The organism is Moraxella sp. ZY210820, assembly GCF_030674635.1.
In the GTDB taxonomy this organism is placed as follows: Bacteria; Pseudomonadota; Gammaproteobacteria; order Pseudomonadales; family Moraxellaceae; genus Acinetobacter.
Genome location: NZ_CP089978.1, coordinates 1,165,787 through 1,182,255, shown reverse-complemented (window position 1 = coordinate 1,182,255; position 16,469 = coordinate 1,165,787). Strand labels below are relative to the sequence as shown.

17 protein-coding genes and 1 pseudogene are annotated in these 16,469 nt (G+C 32.9%); 7 read left to right on the top strand and 11 right to left on the bottom strand.

Annotation, left to right across the window (positions count from 1 at the left end; translation table 11 throughout):
* Nucleotides 1-3: 3 nt before the first annotated feature.
* Entirely contained in the window at nt 4-996 is a 993-nt protein-coding gene (locus LU301_RS05980; RefSeq protein ID WP_305273843.1) for a restriction endonuclease, read from the bottom strand.
* Between the two features lie 163 nt (nt 997-1,159).
* Between LU301_RS05980 and LU301_RS05975 the strand changes: the two genes are divergently transcribed.
* The 5 genes and pseudogenes from LU301_RS05975 to LU301_RS05955 all read left to right on the top strand — a co-directional run bounded on the left by LU301_RS05975 (nt 1,160) and on the right by LU301_RS05955 (nt 5,849).
* The gene (locus tag LU301_RS05975) at nt 1,160-2,878 is read left to right on the top strand and encodes a SulP family inorganic anion transporter (RefSeq protein ID WP_305273841.1); all 1,719 of its coding nucleotides are present in this window, start codon (nt 1,160-1,162) and stop codon (nt 2,876-2,878) included.
* Between the two features lie 90 nt (nt 2,879-2,968).
* Nucleotides 2,969-3,670: a YoaK family protein gene (locus LU301_RS05970; protein ID WP_305273839.1), complete on the top strand. Its 702-nt coding sequence runs from the start codon at nt 2,969-2,971 to the stop codon at nt 3,668-3,670.
* Between the two features lie 20 nt (nt 3,671-3,690).
* The gene (locus LU301_RS05965; RefSeq protein ID WP_305273838.1) at nt 3,691-4,233 is read left to right on the top strand and encodes a DUF2058 domain-containing protein; all 543 of its coding nucleotides are present in this window, start codon (nt 3,691-3,693) and stop codon (nt 4,231-4,233) included.
* A 149-nt stretch (nt 4,234-4,382) separates the two neighbouring features.
* A pseudogene (fabR, locus tag LU301_RS05960) lies at nt 4,383-4,994 on the top strand (HTH-type transcriptional repressor FabR); the annotation flags it as partial.
* 264 nt (nt 4,995-5,258) lie between these two features.
* Nucleotides 5,259-5,849, top strand: coding sequence for a copper resistance protein NlpE (locus LU301_RS05955; RefSeq protein WP_305273836.1), 591 nt, complete (start codon nt 5,259-5,261; stop codon nt 5,847-5,849).
* 71 nt (nt 5,850-5,920) lie between these two features.
* Here the strand turns inward: LU301_RS05955 and LU301_RS05950 are convergent, their stop codons facing one another.
* From LU301_RS05950 to recR, 4 genes are read right to left on the bottom strand one after another with little or no spacing between them, the layout of a single operon-like run.
* On the bottom strand, nt 5,921-6,349 hold the full coding sequence (locus tag LU301_RS05950; protein ID WP_370692230.1) for a hypothetical protein: 429 nt from the start codon (nt 6,347-6,349) through the stop codon (nt 5,921-5,923).
* Nucleotides 6,342-6,632 (bottom strand): YcgL domain-containing protein, encoded by a 291-nt coding sequence (locus LU301_RS05945; RefSeq protein ID WP_305273834.1) that lies wholly within the window; start codon nt 6,630-6,632, stop codon nt 6,342-6,344. Before LU301_RS05945 ends, LU301_RS05950 begins: the two co-directional genes overlap by 8 nt.
* 19 nt (nt 6,633-6,651) lie before the next feature.
* Nucleotides 6,652-7,758, bottom strand: a complete 1,107-nt coding sequence (locus tag LU301_RS05940; protein ID WP_305273832.1) for a ribonuclease D — start codon at nt 7,756-7,758, stop codon at nt 6,652-6,654.
* A gap of 27 nt (nt 7,759-7,785) precedes the next feature.
* Nucleotides 7,786-8,382, bottom strand: a complete 597-nt coding sequence (recR, locus tag LU301_RS05935) for a recombination mediator RecR (RefSeq protein ID WP_305273830.1) — start codon at nt 8,380-8,382, stop codon at nt 7,786-7,788.
* 255 nt (nt 8,383-8,637) lie between these two features.
* Here recR and LU301_RS05930 point away from each other — a divergent pair, with 255 nt between their 5' ends.
* The gene (locus tag LU301_RS05930) at nt 8,638-8,823 is read left to right on the top strand and encodes a hypothetical protein (RefSeq protein ID WP_305273827.1); all 186 of its coding nucleotides are present in this window, start codon (nt 8,638-8,640) and stop codon (nt 8,821-8,823) included.
* Nucleotides 8,824-9,038: 215 nt separating this feature from the next.
* Here LU301_RS05930 and LU301_RS05925 read toward each other — a convergent pair whose 3' ends face one another.
* Nucleotides 9,039-9,368, bottom strand: coding sequence for a YbaB/EbfC family nucleoid-associated protein (locus tag LU301_RS05925; RefSeq protein ID WP_305273825.1), 330 nt, complete (start codon nt 9,366-9,368; stop codon nt 9,039-9,041).
* A gap of 43 nt (nt 9,369-9,411) precedes the next feature.
* Complete coding sequence (locus LU301_RS05920; protein ID WP_305273824.1) at nt 9,412-10,596, bottom strand: O-succinylhomoserine sulfhydrylase; 1,185 nt, start codon at nt 10,594-10,596, stop codon at nt 9,412-9,414.
* Nucleotides 10,597-10,791: 195 nt separating this feature from the next.
* Here LU301_RS05920 and LU301_RS05915 point away from each other — a divergent pair, with 195 nt between their 5' ends.
* Nucleotides 10,792-11,811 (top strand): type I glyceraldehyde-3-phosphate dehydrogenase, encoded by a 1,020-nt coding sequence (locus LU301_RS05915; RefSeq protein ID WP_305273823.1) that lies wholly within the window; start codon nt 10,792-10,794, stop codon nt 11,809-11,811.
* Nucleotides 11,812-11,926: 115 nt separating this feature from the next.
* Here the strand turns inward: LU301_RS05915 and ppk1 are convergent, their stop codons facing one another.
* The 4 genes from ppk1 to LU301_RS05895 all read right to left on the bottom strand — a co-directional run bounded on the left by ppk1 (nt 11,927) and on the right by LU301_RS05895 (nt 16,446).
* Nucleotides 11,927-14,008, bottom strand: coding sequence for a polyphosphate kinase 1 (gene ppk1 / locus LU301_RS05910; RefSeq protein ID WP_305273822.1), 2,082 nt, complete (start codon nt 14,006-14,008; stop codon nt 11,927-11,929).
* Nucleotides 14,009-14,087: 79 nt separating this feature from the next.
* Nucleotides 14,088-14,579: a hypothetical protein gene (locus tag LU301_RS05905; RefSeq protein WP_305273820.1), complete on the bottom strand. Its 492-nt coding sequence runs from the start codon at nt 14,577-14,579 to the stop codon at nt 14,088-14,090.
* Nucleotides 14,580-14,626: 47 nt separating this feature from the next.
* Nucleotides 14,627-14,932 (bottom strand): hypothetical protein, encoded by a 306-nt coding sequence (locus tag LU301_RS05900; protein ID WP_305273818.1) that lies wholly within the window; start codon nt 14,930-14,932, stop codon nt 14,627-14,629.
* A 194-nt stretch (nt 14,933-15,126) separates the two neighbouring features.
* A complete protein-coding gene (locus LU301_RS05895; protein WP_305273815.1) occupies nt 15,127-16,446 on the bottom strand; it encodes an adenylosuccinate synthase in 1,320 nt (439 codons plus the stop codon).
* Nucleotides 16,447-16,469: the final 23 nt, after the last annotated feature.

Below are 16,469 nucleotides of genomic sequence, written 5' to 3'. Positions count from 1 at the left end.
GAATTAGCTATAAGTCACTAATTGATAACTTTCAAAAATACCTAAATTTTCTTTTGTGGTTTGCGATAATTTGGGCAAATTTTCATAAATCCACTCTACTAACTGTTTTCCTATCATAATTTCAATATTATATTGATAAGCAATATTTATCGCACTTTCAGTTACATTATGAGCAGTTGTAATAAAAATTTTTCTGCATATCAAATCACTTTGATGATGATATTCTTTTAATTGTATGATGCCTTTATTGTGTGATATTCCATGATGATGTTTCACCTGAATGAGCAATTTTTCATCATTATTTTCAGCAATAACATCAATATCAGCAATACCTTTCAATTGACGTTTTGAGCATATACGAGTTTTATAGCCTTGTATTGCATATAATTCTGCAATTAATTGTTCTAAACCATAACCACCTGCTTGTATAAGTATTTTTCCTTGTTGAATATGCTTTAATAATTGATGTTTAAAATTAACAATATGTTCATTAACTTGTTGTTGATAATGTGCTTTTTTATTATAAAAGCCGTTCGTTTCGATTTGTTTAATAATTTTTATAATTTCATCAGCATATTTTCCTTTTAATATTACATTTGTTCTTTTTATTCTTAATTTTGTTTGCAAAAATGAAACTAAATTTTTATTTGGAATTTTGATTACTTCCCCATGTGTATTTCTTAAATAATTGACTTTAATTTGATTATTTGAATCTCGTGTATTTGGCACATATCTTTTTTCACCACAAACAATGGCAATTTTGATTGCCTTATGTACAGGCACAATGACAATATCACCTGCTTTTAAAGTGAAAAAATTTTGTACCATATTACGGCTTCTTTTTCTTTTAGGATATGTTTTTATAAATACGGCTAATAAATCTTTTACATCTTGATAATCAGAAAAATTAATTCTTCCAAAACCATAGCCAATATAACCTTCATTAATTACATGTTGATCAGCAGTTCGGTGTAAAAGTATTTTTGGAATATCCATCATATTGACCTGAGTAAATAAAAAAACAATTAATATAATATTGCATTTTAACTATTTTACAATAATCTATTGATGTTTTGAAAACTATTTTTAAAATTTATCATCACGCCAAGCTCATTTTTGATTATAATAGTAGCATTTCTATTTTTATAATTTTATTTTTATGCGTATTCCTGCTCATTTTCCATTTATGCAATGGCTTAATCATTACAATAAACAAGATTTTAAATCTGATGTGATTGCATCTTTTATTGTGGTTGCTTTAATTATTCCACAAGCAATGGCATATGCACTCGTAGCAGGTTTACCGCCCATTATGGGACTTTATGCCAGTATTTTACCGATTATTTTATATGCTTTTTTAGGCGGAAGTAGCACCCTATCTATTGGTCCTGTGGCGATTTTAGCCATGATGACTTTTGCTTTTTTAAGTCCAATTTTTACAGTTGGTTCAGCTGAATATTTACAGGCAGCGTGTTTATTGGCATTATTAACAGGGATTATTTCATTTTTATTGGGGATTTTTAGATTTGGTTTTTTAATACGTTTGATTAGCCGTCCTGTCATTCATAGTTTTATTATTGCAGCTGCTTTATTAATCGCTTTAGGACAATTACGTTTTATTCTTGACGTTAAACTCAAATCTGATAATTTAATGAGTTTTATCCAAAGTTTTATTTTAAATATTACACAAATTAATTTTAGTACAACATTGATTGGCATCATCTGTATTTTAGCTCTTATTTATGTACCGAAAATATTATCTAAATATAAATTAAATACTTACAGTAAAATTATTCCCTTAATTTTAGTAATTATTAGTATTTTAATTCATCAATTTGCACATCAAACCTTACCTTCTGTGCCTCATATTCCTAGTGTTGGTGTCATTCCATCAGGTTTACCACAATTTAAAATACCTGATTGGAGTTGGCAATTAGTGCAACAATTATTATTACCTGCTTTTTTAATTGCGATGGTCAATTTTGTAGAATCAATGACCATCGCTGAAGCAACTGCTTTACAGCAACGTAAAAATTTAGATAGTAATCAAGAGCTTATTGCAATTGGTGTTTCTAATATTGGTGCAGGTTTAAATATGGGTTTTCCTGTTGGGGGAAGTTTATCTCGTACAGTAGTTAATGCTGATGCAGGTGCAAAATCTCCTTTTTCTGGTGTGTTCGTTGGTATCTTTATCATTATCATTAGTTTGTTTTTAACACAAACTTTTTATTATTTACCTTTATCAGTTTTAGCCGCTACTATTATTGTCTCAATTTGGAGATTAGTTAAAATTAAACCATTTATTGATACTTGGCGATATTCTAAACATGATGGTTTAGCGATGATTATTACCTTTTTATCAGTTTTATTGATTGATATTGCTACAGGATTAATGATTGGTGTAATTTCCACATTTGTTTTATTATTATGGAAAATGAGTCGTCCACATATTGCAACACTTGGTCTAATTGCAGGTACGCAACATTTCCGTAATATTCAACGTCATAAAACCATGACAATCCCACAAATATTTTCCTTACGTGTAGATGAAAATTTAACCTTTTTAAATGCAAATTCTTTAAAACACTATATTATTCAAGAGATTAGCAAAAATAAACAACTGCATCATGTTGTACTAAATTGTTCAAGTATTAGTGATATTGATTTTAGTGCTTTAGAAACGCTTGAAGAAATTAATCATGAATTAATTAAACTTAATATCCAACTACATTTAACAGAAGTCAAAGGTCCTGTAATGGATAAATTACAACATAGCCATTTTTTACATGAATTAAGTGGAAAAGTCTTTTTAACCCATTATCAAGCAGTACAAGCTATTTATCAACAACAGCATGATGATAAAGATTTTACCATTTAGATACTTATAAAAGGTCATGATAACGCTTGATTTTTTATCGAAAAACGGTTTATGATAATTGTTTAGTAAAGTTTTGTAAACTACGCAATTATGAGCCACAATCCTTTTCAAAGCCTACCTAATTGGATACAATTTGGTGCATTTTCCCTTGCTGTAAATGCTGGCATGATTAATGTTTTAGGGTTATTAACCTTATTGCATCAATCTGTTTCACACATGACAGGTAATATTAGCATTTTAGCAATGGATATTGTTACAGGTAATATCGACCATATTTTATTTTTAACTTGTATTTTAATATGTTATGTTTTAGGCTCATTTTATAGTGGTTTTATTTTAGGTAACGCCCATTTTCAATTAGGACGGCGTTATGGTTTACCATTAATGCTAGTTGCCCTGTCGATTTTTTTATGTTGGGCATTTTTGCCCTATTTTCCACGCTATGCACTATTATGGGCAAGCTGTGCAATGGGTATACAAAATGCGATGGTCAGTCATTATAAAGGTGCAATTATTCGTACTACACATTTATCAGGCGTGCTTACCGATTTAGGACTGGCTTTTGGCTATGTTGCACGTGGTTTAAAAGTGGATAGACGGCGTATTGTTCTGCATTTTTTATTATTAGTTGGCTTTTTTGTTGGAGGATTAATTGCTAGTATCATTTATCCTTATTGGGGTTTACAATCTTTTCTATTTCCTGTTGCACTTACATTATGTATGAGTGTAGTATATTGGATTATTTATTTTCGTGTTCGTGGTACACCTTATCAAGAACATGACCCATCATAACCCATGATTATAGGTGTCTTATGCTTAAAAATGCCCTACAGGCTCAACTACTCAAAGCAGGTCTAGTTGATGCTAAAAAAGCCAAAAAAATCAATAAACAAACCCAACATCAGCAACGTATGGGTAATGATGAAGATACACATCTCAAAGCTGAACTCGCACAAGCACAACAAGAGAAAATAGCCAAAGACCAAGCACTTAATCAAGAAAGACAACGTGTACTTGATGAAAAAGCACTCAAAGCCAATATTGAACAAATGATTCAACAACATAAAATCAAAGACACGCAAGGCGATATTGCTTATCAATTTGTGGATGAAACCATTAAAAAAGTTTATATTTCACAACAAGTGTATAATGCTTTAGTGGCAGGTTCATTAGTGATTGCTCGTACACAAAATCAAGAATATGCGTATTTACCTAGAGCATTGGCTGAGCGTATCGAACAAAAAATGGCAGGTTTTATGATTAATTTAAATACGCAATCGCAAGAAAATCATCAGCAAACTGATGAAGAAGATCCGTATGCAGATTATGTGATTCCTGATGATTTAATGTGGTAAACAATAAAATTTGATAAATAATTTGTATTTTATCTCATTTTTTGTACATTTCATCGATATTGTCTATTAATTTGTATTTTAATATATTGCAATTTACATTTTTTTGCTATAGTATAAATTAATCTTTTCTTTACAATAGAGTATTTATTATGGGTCGTACAGCTACGATTGATAAAAATGATTTATTTCAAGCTACATTGCGTTTAATTAGTCCGGGTAAAAGTGTTGCATCACTGAGCTTGCGAGAGATTACACGTGAAGCTGGTATTTCACCAAATAGCTTTTATCGCCATTTCCGTGATACTGATGAATTAGCAGTTTCTCTAATTGTTCTTGCTGGTGAGCGTTTACGTAGTATTATTCGTGAAGCACGTTTACAAGCACAACAAACTGAAAGCGTTATTCGTAGTTCAATTGAAGTATTTGTTGGACAGTTACACAATGATGAAGGTCATTTAAGTCTATTATTACGTGAAAGCTATATTGGTTCAGATGCTTATAAAAAAGCAGTAGAAGACCAATTAAATTACTTTACACAAGAATTAATTGAAGATTTGAATCGTTTTGAACAACATGAAAAACAACAAGATTTAGCACACGCAGATATTGTAGCAAAGGCAATTACACGTATTGTATTCCATATGGGTGCTCAAATCTTAAACTCTCCAAAAGAGCAACAACAACAAATTGCAGAAGAAACGATTGCAATGATTCGTATGCTACTTGAAGGTGCAAGAGTTACTAAAAATCTTAAAGATTAATTTTTTCTTTAAGTATTTTTTGATGATACGGAAACGAAATGTTAAACAGAGGTTTCCGTATTTTTTATTATCATTTTACTATGTCAAATATTACAATTGATTTTTACAAACGGTAAAAATAAAAGCCATATCTTATTATTTTTGTTACTAAAAATATATTTTTTAACAAATTAATGATGATTTTACATCAAACGATTGAATATAATAACCCTAGCTATGATATAATATTCCACATCTTATATTCATCAACCTTTGGAGATTATGATGAAAAAAAGCCTTTTAAGTATTGCACTATTCAGTAGTGTATTGGCTGTTGCTTGTACTCAACAAGAGCCAAAAAAAACAGAGCCTACTAAAGAAACCACATCAACAACAGCTCCTGCTACTCAGCCATCTACGCCAGCAACTCCTGCTGAAACTACACCTGCTTATGTAGGTACTTATAATGGTACTTTACCATGTGCGGATTGTAGCGGTATTGATACAACTGTTGAATTAAAAGCTGATGGTACTTATGTATTAACTGAAAAGTACACACATAAAGACCAAGAAAAAGTTGATGTAAAACAAGGTAAAGCAACTTTTGATGCTACGACTTCAACCATTACTTTAGAAAGCAATGACCCATTAACAACTGCTAAATTTGTTATTGAAGGTGATGTCATTTCTAAATTAGATGCTGATGGTAAAAAAGCAACGACTAAAGAAATGAATTATGATTTGAAAAAAGTAGCTCAACCTGCGACAGATGCTCCGAAAGCAGAAATCAAAGCCGAAGGTGAAGCACAGCCACAAGCAACTGATGTAAAAACCGAAGCTCCTGCTGAGCCTGCAAAAGCAGAAGAAAAGAAATAATCTTTTCACTGGTTAAAAACATAAAAACGTGCTAATTGTTATTAGCACGTTTTTAACAATCACATTATAGATTAAGATAATTTTTTATTGCGATAATTCACATAATAGCTATAGCAATACATCAATAAACAGCCAACCGCCATTACAAAAACAATGGATGCTAAATTCACCCAAACTAAATTCATCTCTTTAGTTAATAAACCAAAAATCATACCAAATATCGCAGGTGCGATTTTTGCATTAGTACCTTCCGAAACAGTAGGGGTTAATAATACGGCAAACATAAAAATGCCAAAACTAATGCGTAAGGTGTGTGGTAAAGATCTAGAAATATTCGACCACCCCCAAAGCATAAACAATGAACCAAGTAAATAGAAACCAACCGCAAAACTATATTCTGGAATGCCATCAAATAAAGAAAAGAAACCACTCCATAGCGAAATGAAAAAGTTTAAAAAATTTTCCCATAGTTTCGCCCAAAAACCAACATGATCATGCACCACGTAAACCCTCTGGTTCAACCGCATTTGGATTAATTAAACCTTCAGGCGGCATTTGTATAAAGAAACCTTTTGTTTGTAAACTATCCATCACATGTAATACATTCACACGTGCTAATTTACGTTTTTCATCTAAATCTAAACTCATGACAAAAGTCAGACGACCAAAAGCATTTAATACGGTTGCAGGTACACTCTCTAAGGCTTCATCTTGATTTTCTTTATGTAAAACATAGAGATACATTTCATCTTTTTTACTTGATTTAAAAATATCACAACGCATAATTAAATACCATCATTTATCAACATTTGCTATTATACAACAATTTTAAGATAGGTTGGGTGATTATATCGTAACGCCAGCCCAAAAGATAGGGATTAAAATCTTGTTCATCTTTCTTATCAGTTAAAGTGTATAAAATATCACTAATCCACTTTTTACGCATTAATAACTCTGGACTGATATTTAATTGTTCAGCTTGAGTTTGAATGAGTTGATTAATTTGCTCTTGTTGCCCTGTATCAAGGCTATAAGGATACGCCAAACGTTGTGGCCACAATTTTGCAGGTGGAAGTTGATAGAGTTGTTTTAAAATTTGATGTGTATAACGGCGAGTACGAGAATTTGTTTCTAATAACATCTCTAATTGGCGTACATTTTCAGGCTGACGTTGTACAATCATCAGTAAATCATGATTTTTTAAAATAAATGAAATTGGTATATTTTGACTGATAGATAACGTTTCTCGCCAAATACATAACTGCTGGATTTGAGCTAATTCACGACGTGTATGCGATGGACGTGCTAAATCTAAATATAATTGCTCCATAGGTGTTTGTTTAAGTAAATTTTTGACAAAACATTGGCTGTCTTGTACTACTCGCTCATAATGCCCTAATGATGTTAATTCTTGTTGAATGATATTTGCCAAATCATAAAGATGAATGACATCATTTGCTGCATAATCTAATTGTAAATCACTTAAAGGGCGAGCTAACCAATCAGAACGAGATTCATATTTATCGATTTGTATATTGAGCATTTCATCAAGTGCAGTTTGATAACCAACACTATACCCATAGCCTAAAAAATTTAAACCAATTTGTGTATCAAAAACATTATTTAAATCATAGCGTTGAGCATAATGTGTAATTAAGTTTACATCTTCAGCACAAGAATGAATGACAATTTGCTGGGCTTGAAATAACTGGTTCCAAAAAGCAGTTAAATCTAATTTTAATGGGTCAATAATAAAAATTTGTTGATTTACATTGAGTTGTAACAAACCTAATTGCGGATAACGTGTTTTGGTTCGAATAAATTCTGTATCAAGATAATAGGTATCATGCTGTTGCATGAACTGCAATAATGCTGAAAGTTGCGATAAATTATTAACAAAAGTGTACATTTAAATCTCCTTATCCCTTTTATCAAACTAACTCATTTTAGAACGATTATGCAAGGCTTTACTTAAAGTATGACTACCTACATATTCCAATTCTCCCCCTTGTGGTATGCCCTGTGCAATGCGTGTTACTTGCACAGTTAAATGTTTACAGGCTTCTACAATATAATGTGCTGTAGCTTCCCCTTCTACAGTGCTATTGGTTGCTAAAATAATTTCTTTTATCTCGCCTTGTTCTAAACGTTGTAATAAATGAGGAATACCAATTTCATCAGGTCCAACGCCATCTAAAGGCGATAAATGCCCACCTAATACATGATATTTACCATAAAAACTGCCACTTTGCTCAATCGCCATTACATCAGCAGGGCTTTCTACCACGCATAATAAATGGCATTCTCGTGCATCATCAAGGCAAATATCACAAATTTCCTGCTCAGTTAAACTATGGCAAACTTGGCAAGTACACAAATAAGTGCTTGCTTCATGTAAAGCATGAGAAAGTTGCATTGCCCCTTCACGATTTTTCATCATTAAATGAAGTGCCATACGCTGTGCAGATTTTGGACCGACACTTGGTAGTAAACGTAAGGCATTGACTAATTCATCAAATTTGGGGCTAAACATGGTTATTCTCAATGATAAAATTGGCAAAGATTATAACAAAAAATTTGATTTTTGGTTGATAAATATTGAAATAAAAAACGTAGTTTTTGTTTAAATATAATCAATTTATATCAGAACAATACAGCAAATGTAGGGGTCTATTATATAAACCCTTTTAAATCAATTGCTTGGGCAAATATAATTTGCCCCTACTGTTCAAGTATGAATTGAATTTGCTATACAAATCCACATAAAAAGTGATTTAAGTGAGAAAATATGAAGAATGCAGAACGAGAGATGTTAGCTTTATTCTCTTCAATGATAATTAATGGGCTATATTTTATATTGATGATGTATGCTGTAGTACAAGCCAGAAAAGGAATTTATCTTTTTGATATTACGGCTATTAATTGGTGTGTAGGTTTCTTTTGTGCTAAAACATTAGTAATTGTAATTGCATAACATCATTTTCAACTTAAATTGATAATATATTGATAACCCCATTCTCAACTTAAAATCATAGTATATTGATATGATTTAAGATATTTAATTTTGTACGGGCGAATAATCATTCGCCCCTACACAAAATCAATAACTTACTATGAGTTGAGAATGACGTATTGATATTATTTAAATAATAAGGGAGAAAAATTAAATTTTCTCCCCCATTACACAATTTAGAATAAACCTGCCAAACCTGGTGGTAAACCCATACCACTATTGGCATTTTTCATGGTTTCTTCTGATAATGCTTCAGCTTGACGTACTGCATCATTAATCGCTGCAGCAATGAGATCTTCAATCATATCTGCATCATCTTGCAACAAATCAGGCGAAATATTTAAACGTTTTACCACGAAACGACCTGTCATGGTTACTTTCACTAAACCATTGCCCGCTTCGCCATGCACTTCTTGTTGTGCCAACTCTTCTTTAGCTTTTTTAATATTGGCTTCAACTTCTTTTTGCATACGTTGAGCCTGTTGCATTAACATATTAATGTTCATGATTTATCTCACTTTATAAAATATTACCCATCATACCATAATCTTAGATTAAATCCAAACCACGTTTCAAATCAGCAATAATATCATCCGCATCTTCCAAACCGACAGAAACACGAATTAAACTTTCGGTAATACCCGCTTTTACTTTAGCTTCTGGCGATAATTTACCATGCGTGGTGGTTGCAGGGTGTGTAATGGTAGTTTTAATATCGCCTAAATTGGCAGTAATGGATAAAATTTTTGTATTATCAATTACTGTCCATGCTTCTTTACGCTCACCATGTACTTCAAATGCAACAATACCACCAAAACCTGATTGTTGTTTTTTAATCAATTCATGGTTTTTATGTGTTGGTAAACCTGCATAATAAACTTGCTTCACTTTCGGATGTGTTGTGAGCCATTCTGCTACTTTTTGAGCATTAGCAGAATGAGCGTGCATCCGTAATTTTAAAGTTTCTAAACTCTTAATTAAAACCCATGCATTAAAAGGACTCATTGTTGTACCAAAAGTACGCAACACATTATATGCTCCTTCCAGTAAGTCATGTTTACCAACAACCGCTCCGCCTAATACACGCCCTTGCCCATCAATATATTTAGTTGCAGAATAAACGACTAAATCTGCACCCAATTCTAATGGCTTTTGTAAAATAGGTGTACATAAACTGTTATCTACAGCTAATAATGCACCTTGCTGATGAGCAATATCTGCTAAAGCACGAATATCCACCACTTCAGATAATGGATTTGACGGATTTTCTAAGAAAAATAATTTAGTGTTCGGCTTAATAGCATCTTTCCATGCTTGTAAATCGGTTAAATCAACAAAAGTAACACCAATATCAAATTTGACAATATTTTTTTCAAATAAAGCGACTGTCGTTCCAAACATTGAACGTGAACAAACAATATGGTCGCCTGCTTGTAAATACCCTAACAATACCGAAGCAATCGCAGACATACCACAGCTACTGGCAACTGCACGCTCTGCTCCTTCCATTTTTGCCAAACGCTTTTCAAAATTTGTAACTGTTGGGTTAGTATAACGGCTATAAATATTACCTTCCACTTCACCAGAGAATTTTGCTGCCGCTTCCGCAGCATTTTTATAAACAAATGATGATGTTAAAAAAATCGGCTCACTATGTTCCCCTTCAAAGGTGCGTTCATGCCCCGTACGAATGGCTAAGGTATCAATCTGATAATCTGTTTCTTGGTTTGACATATCATTACACTCACATTTATTTCATATTGCTTCATTATGATACGTCATGCTTAAAAGGGCAAATGTTAATCGAAAAAAATTGTTAAATTTATGTTTTAATGTCTAATTATTAAACAAAATAAAGCATTTTAGATTTTATTCATCACTCATCTTGACTTACAATAATCATCTATATTTAAAGTAATGAGAAATATCATGCAACGTATCGCAATTAATGGTTTTGGACGTATTGGGCGTAATGTATTACGAGCATGGTTCGAACATCCACAACAATTTAATTTTAACATTGTTGCTATCAATGATGTTGCAGATATTGATACTTTAGTGCATTTATTAAAATTTGATAGTACACATGGACGTTTTCAGGCGTATATTCACATCGAACAGCAACAACTGATTATTCAAACTGCAAACAAAAGCCTGAAAATAGATGTTTTACAACAAAAAAATCCGCTTGATTTAAATTGGCAACAATTGAATGTAGATATTGTTTTAGAATGTACGGGTTTATTTCGTTCTCGTATTGATGCCAGCAAACATTTACAAGCAGGAGCAAAGAGAGTAATTATTGGTGCTGCACCATTCGATAGCGTGGATATTGCAGTGGTGTATGGTGTAAATCATCAACAGATACAAGCGGAGCATCGTTTAATTTCAAGTGTATCGTGTACCACACAAGCCTTAGTGCCTTTAGTTAAATTACTTGATGATACTTTCGGCATGGAAAGTGCGTTAATGACAGAAATTCATGCAGTTACGGCTGACCAATCGGTACTTGACCAAGCCCATCGAGATTTACGCCGTGCCAGAGCGAGCGGACAAAATATTATTCCAACCACATCAAGTGCGATTGGTGCATTAAAACAAGTTTTACCAAATATGAATGGACGTATTGATGGATATTCAATTCGTGTACCAACCATTAATGTAGCAAGTATTGATTTAAGTTTTGTCAGCCAAAAAACGATTGATATGGAACAATTACATCAATGTTTGTATCATGCCAAGCAATATCAATATCGTGAAATTATGGATATTACCGATGAGCCTTTAGTATCAAGCGATTTTAATCATTCGCCGTATTCGCTGATTGTGGATTTAAATCAAAGTATGATTGTTGGACAGCAAGTGAAAGTATTTGCGTGGTATGATAATGAATGGGGGTATGCAAATCGTTTGTTGGATTTGTGTCAGACGTTAAATGACAAAGAATAATGATTAATAATTGTCACTCAATTATTGATATATAAATATATTTTTAGTGGTAAAAATTTTTACTTAAATGATAAAGATAAAAAATCCACCATATTGTATGATGGATTTTTGTCTATTACAATGCCTTAAAATGATTCATTAACGACTCTTGGGCATTGTGCTTAAGTTCTTGTTCAGGCACATAAATCTGTTTCCAAGTACCATCACTCTGTAAAATCCACGCACGTTGATTATCTTGTAAGTAACTCATCAAACCATGTTGATAAATTTGTTTCTTCAATTGTTCATTTTCAATTGGGAAACACACTTCGACACGATTAAACAGATTACGATTCATCCAATCCGCACTTGAACAATAAATACGACTATCGCCATTATTATGGAAATAATACACACGTGTATGCTCTAAGAAACGCCCTACGATTGAACGCACACGAATATTTTCTGACAAGCCTACCACATTTGGACGTAAACAACAAATTGAACGAATAATCAAATCAATTTGCACCCCAGCTTGCGATGCTTCATACAATTTATTAATGAGTTGCGGTTCAGTTAAAGCATTAACTTTAATGATAATTCTGGCTTCTTTACCTGCTTTTGCATTCTCAATTTCAGTATCAACATATTGCATTAAGTGATTATGCAACGTAAATGGAGCATGTAATAACTTCTTCATTTTCGGCATTTTGCCCATGCCTGTTAATTCTTGGAAGATACGATGAACATCTTCACACAATTCTTTATCCGTAGTCATTAAACCATAATCGGTATAAATACGAGCGTTTCCTGCATGATAATTCCCCGTACCTAAATGTACATAACGCACTAATTTATTATGCTCACGACGAACCACCAAAATCATTTTAGCGTGTGTTTTATAACCTACAATACCATAAACAACCACCGCTCCAGCTTCTTGCAACACATTAGCAACTGCAATATTTGATTCCTCATCAAATCTCGCACGCAATTCAATAACTGCTGTTACTTCTTTACCATTACGAGCAGCTTCGGCTAAAACCTGTACAATTTCAGAATCTGCACCGCTACGATAAAGTGTTTGTTTAATCGCCAATACTTGTGGATCATGTGCTGCTTGACGTAATAAATCAATCACTGGTGTAAATGATTCAAAAGGATGATGTAATAAAATATCCTTTTTCTTCATTGCTTCAAAAATATTAGTCGTTTTACGCAATGCTTTAGGTATAACAGGTGTATAAGGCTCATAACGCAAATGTGGACGGTCAAAATTAGACACCAAACGTGCCAAATTAACAGGTCCATCAACTTTATAAAGTTGGTCTTCAGTTAAATCAAATTCATCAAGTAAATAATGATAAATTTCGTGTGGACAATTATGCGTAACTTCTAAACGTACTGCACGTCCAAAACGGCGAGAATTTAATCCCCCTTTCAATGCCTTAGCTAAATCTTCCACATCTTCATTTAAGGTTAAATCTGCATTTCGTGTTACACGGAATTGATAGCAACCTGTCGCTTCCATACCTGGGAATAAATCAGAAACGTGTTCATGAATAATTGCTGATAGCATCACATATTGTTCTTTGCCATCGGTCAAGCTATCAGGTAAACGCACCACACGTGGCAATGAACGTGGAGCAGGTACAACTGCTAAATCAATTTGTCTGCCAAATGCATCTTTACCTTCTAAAGTTACAATAAAGTTTAAACTTTTATTGACTAAGCGTGGAAATGGGTGAGCTGGGTCTAAACTAATAGGTGTTAAAACAGGTGCAACTTGTTCTTGGAAATATTTTTTTAGCCATGATGCCTGCTCATCACTCAATTCATTACGGCGTAAAAAGTAAATATCTTCTTCACGCAATTTAGGTAAAATTTCTTCATTTAAAATACGATATTGACGCTCAATCGCTGTATGGGCTTTATCGGCAATTTGTTCTAATACTTGTTTTGGTGTCATGCCATCTGGACTATGACTTTGATTACCTAAATGTAATTGTTCCAACATTCCTGCAACACGAATTTCAAAAAATTCATCCATATTACGAGAAAAAATTAATAAAAAATTCAGACGTTCAATTAAAGGATGTTGTGGGTCGGTAGCTTGTTCAAGCACACGTAAATGGAAATCTAAAATGGATAATTCACGATTAATATAACGTTCTTGGTCGCTATATTGAACGGTACTAAGCGTCTGAGTTGTTACCATAATAATATTCCTAATTGTATAAGTATATTAGAATTTTAACACATTTCATTAATAAAAACTGCTTAGATATAATGATTTTTTAAATTTTAGGCAATATTAAATGTCCCATTTCATCTTGCCATAATTTTTGGAATGTTGGACTATAAAAATGCTCACCAATATTAACTAATTCACTATCAATTACACCATGCAAATAGAGTAAAAATAAATAATCTAATTGCATTGCATTATATTGTGCTGATTGTTTTGCCAATTTCTGACGATGAGTTTGTGCTTGGGCAATTAATTGCTTAACAAAAACTACATTTTTATAATTCATCAATGCCTTTAAACGTAATTCCAAAATACCCCATGATTGATAAAACTTTTGTAGCATTTGTAAATCTGCTGTTGTGCTTTCCCACTCAATTTTATCTAAAGTTTGTTGTTGTTCATTTAATACAGGTAAAATCAGCTCCATCACACTTGGTAAAACTTTTTTCAACGTTAATAAGACTTCAACATCAGATTGTTGAGTATGTTGAAAAGAAAAATCAAGCCAAGTGCTACTATCAGTTAGTTTTACTTTCATAAATTAATTAACCTAATATAATTAAAAATATAACATTCAATGATTATTTAATAACCTTTAAATGAAAAAATAATCCACGATAATAAACATATCGCATTTAAAAACATATAAAAACGACTTAAAAATGCTAATTTTTCATCTAATTTCTCATCTTTTCGTCTAAAATATAAATAAGTATTTTGAATTAAAAGCAAAGGTGTAATAAAAGCTGCTAGCACAATACTCAAAATTGCAAATGCTGATACTGTAAATTCAACTTGATTGTACTTAAGAATCCACATTGCTCCAGTTGGTGCAGCACCTATAGCAAAAATCAACGAATGGAAGAGAATACGAGAGATATTAGGTTGCATAATAATTCTAACTTATTTCTTAAATGAGCATATTCAAGATAATATCATTGATATGATATTTAACGTTATTGTATAATTTTATGATGATATGAAAATTTGTATGGGCGAATTACAATCCGCCCCTACAAAAAATCAATCACTTATGATAAGTTAAACATACAATATCTAAGATATTATCTTAATTTTTTACATGATTATGACGCAAATGGATGACGTAAAATAATCGTTTCTGCACGGTCAGGTCCTGTTGAAATAATATCAATCGGACAACCAATTAACTGCTCTAAACGTTTTACATAAGCTAAAGCATTCGCAGGTAATTGTTCAATACTGGTTAAACCGACTGTACTTTCGCTCCAACCCTCCATTGTTTCATAAATTGGTTTTAAATTTTCATACGATACAGCGTCTGATGAACCCACACAACCACTATCTGTATTTTCATAACCCACACAGATTTTTACTTCTTTTAGACCATCTAAAACATCTAACTTAGTTAAGCAAATACCTGATAATGAATTTACATCAACCGAACGGCGTAAAATCACTGCATCGAACCAACCACAACGGCGTTGGCGACCTGTTGAAGCACCAAACTCATGACCAACTGTACCTAAATGACGACCAATTTCATCACCTTCATCAGTTGAAGCATCATAGATTAGCTCCGTTGGGAATGGACCTGCACCTACGCGTGTGGTATAAGCTTTGGTAATTCCTAATACATAATCTAAATGCAATGGTCCCATACCAGAGCCCGAACTTACACCACCTGCTGTAGTATTTGAACTGGTTACAAATGGATAAGTACCATGATCAACATCTAATAATGAACCTTGAGCCCCTTCAAACATAATCGCTTTGCCTTCTTTACGATATTGATGTAAAACTTCTGTAACATCAATCACTAAAGGAGCAATCACTTTACGCCATTCATCACATAACGCAAGTACAGTATCTAAATCAACCGCTTCCACACCATAATACTGGGTTAATTGGAAGTTATGATAATCTAATAATTCTGTAAGTTGTTGTTTTAATGCTTCACCACCACGCACTAAATCTGCAACACGCACTGCACGACGAGCCACTTTATCTTCATAAGCAGGACCGATACCACGCCCAGTCGTGCCAATTTTGGCATTACCACGCTTTTTCTCACGAGCTTGGTCAAGTGCAATATGATTTGGTAAAATTAATGGACAATTCGGCGAGATACGTAAACGTTCTTTTACAGGCACACCTTCTGCTTGTAAAATATCCATTTCTTTAATGAGAGCTTCTGGTGAAAGTACCACACCATTACCAATTAAGCATAATACATTTTCACGCAAAATGCCGGATGGAATTAAATGTAAAACTGTCTTTTTACCACCTACTACTAAGGTATGACCTGCATTATGCCCACCTTGATAACGTACGACTGCTGATGCTTGGTCAGTTAATAAATCAACGATTTTTCCTTTCCCTTCATCACCCCATTGTGTGCCTAATACAACTACATTCTTGCTCATAAATACCTCTTTGCGTTTTTATT

Bases quoted from the DNA above. Each gene is read 5' to 3' on its own strand.
- LU301_RS05980 (WP_305273843.1), bottom strand. From the start codon at position 996: ATGGATATTCCAAAAATACTTTTACACCGAACTGCTGATCAACATGTA.
- LU301_RS05975 (WP_305273841.1), top strand. From the start codon at position 1,160: ATGCGTATTCCTGCTCATTTTCCATTTATGCAATGGCTTAATCATTAC.
- LU301_RS05970 (WP_305273839.1), top strand. From the start codon at position 2,969: ATGAGCCACAATCCTTTTCAAAGCCTACCTAATTGGATACAATTTGGT.
- LU301_RS05965 (WP_305273838.1), top strand. From the start codon at position 3,691: ATGCTTAAAAATGCCCTACAGGCTCAACTACTCAAAGCAGGTCTAGTT.
- LU301_RS05955 (WP_305273836.1), top strand. From the start codon at position 5,259: ATGAAAAAAAGCCTTTTAAGTATTGCACTATTCAGTAGTGTATTGGCT.
- LU301_RS05945 (WP_305273834.1), bottom strand. From the start codon at position 6,632: ATGCGTTGTGATATTTTTAAATCAAGTAAAAAAGATGAAATGTATCTC.
- LU301_RS05940 (WP_305273832.1), bottom strand. From the start codon at position 7,758: ATGTACACTTTTGTTAATAATTTATCGCAACTTTCAGCATTATTGCAG.
- recR (WP_305273830.1), bottom strand. From the start codon at position 8,382: ATGTTTAGCCCCAAATTTGATGAATTAGTCAATGCCTTACGTTTACTA.
- LU301_RS05930 (WP_305273827.1), top strand. From the start codon at position 8,638: ATGAAGAATGCAGAACGAGAGATGTTAGCTTTATTCTCTTCAATGATA.
- LU301_RS05925 (WP_305273825.1), bottom strand. From the start codon at position 9,368: ATGAACATTAATATGTTAATGCAACAGGCTCAACGTATGCAAAAAGAA.
- LU301_RS05920 (WP_305273824.1), bottom strand. From the start codon at position 10,596: ATGTCAAACCAAGAAACAGATTATCAGATTGATACCTTAGCCATTCGT.
- LU301_RS05915 (WP_305273823.1), top strand. From the start codon at position 10,792: ATGCAACGTATCGCAATTAATGGTTTTGGACGTATTGGGCGTAATGTA.
- ppk1 (WP_305273822.1), bottom strand. From the start codon at position 14,008: ATGGTAACAACTCAGACGCTTAGTACCGTTCAATATAGCGACCAAGAA.
- LU301_RS05905 (WP_305273820.1), bottom strand. From the start codon at position 14,579: ATGAAAGTAAAACTAACTGATAGTAGCACTTGGCTTGATTTTTCTTTT.
- LU301_RS05900 (WP_305273818.1), bottom strand. From the start codon at position 14,932: ATGCAACCTAATATCTCTCGTATTCTCTTCCATTCGTTGATTTTTGCT.
- LU301_RS05895 (WP_305273815.1), bottom strand. From the start codon at position 16,446: ATGAGCAAGAATGTAGTTGTATTAGGCACACAATGGGGTGATGAAGGG.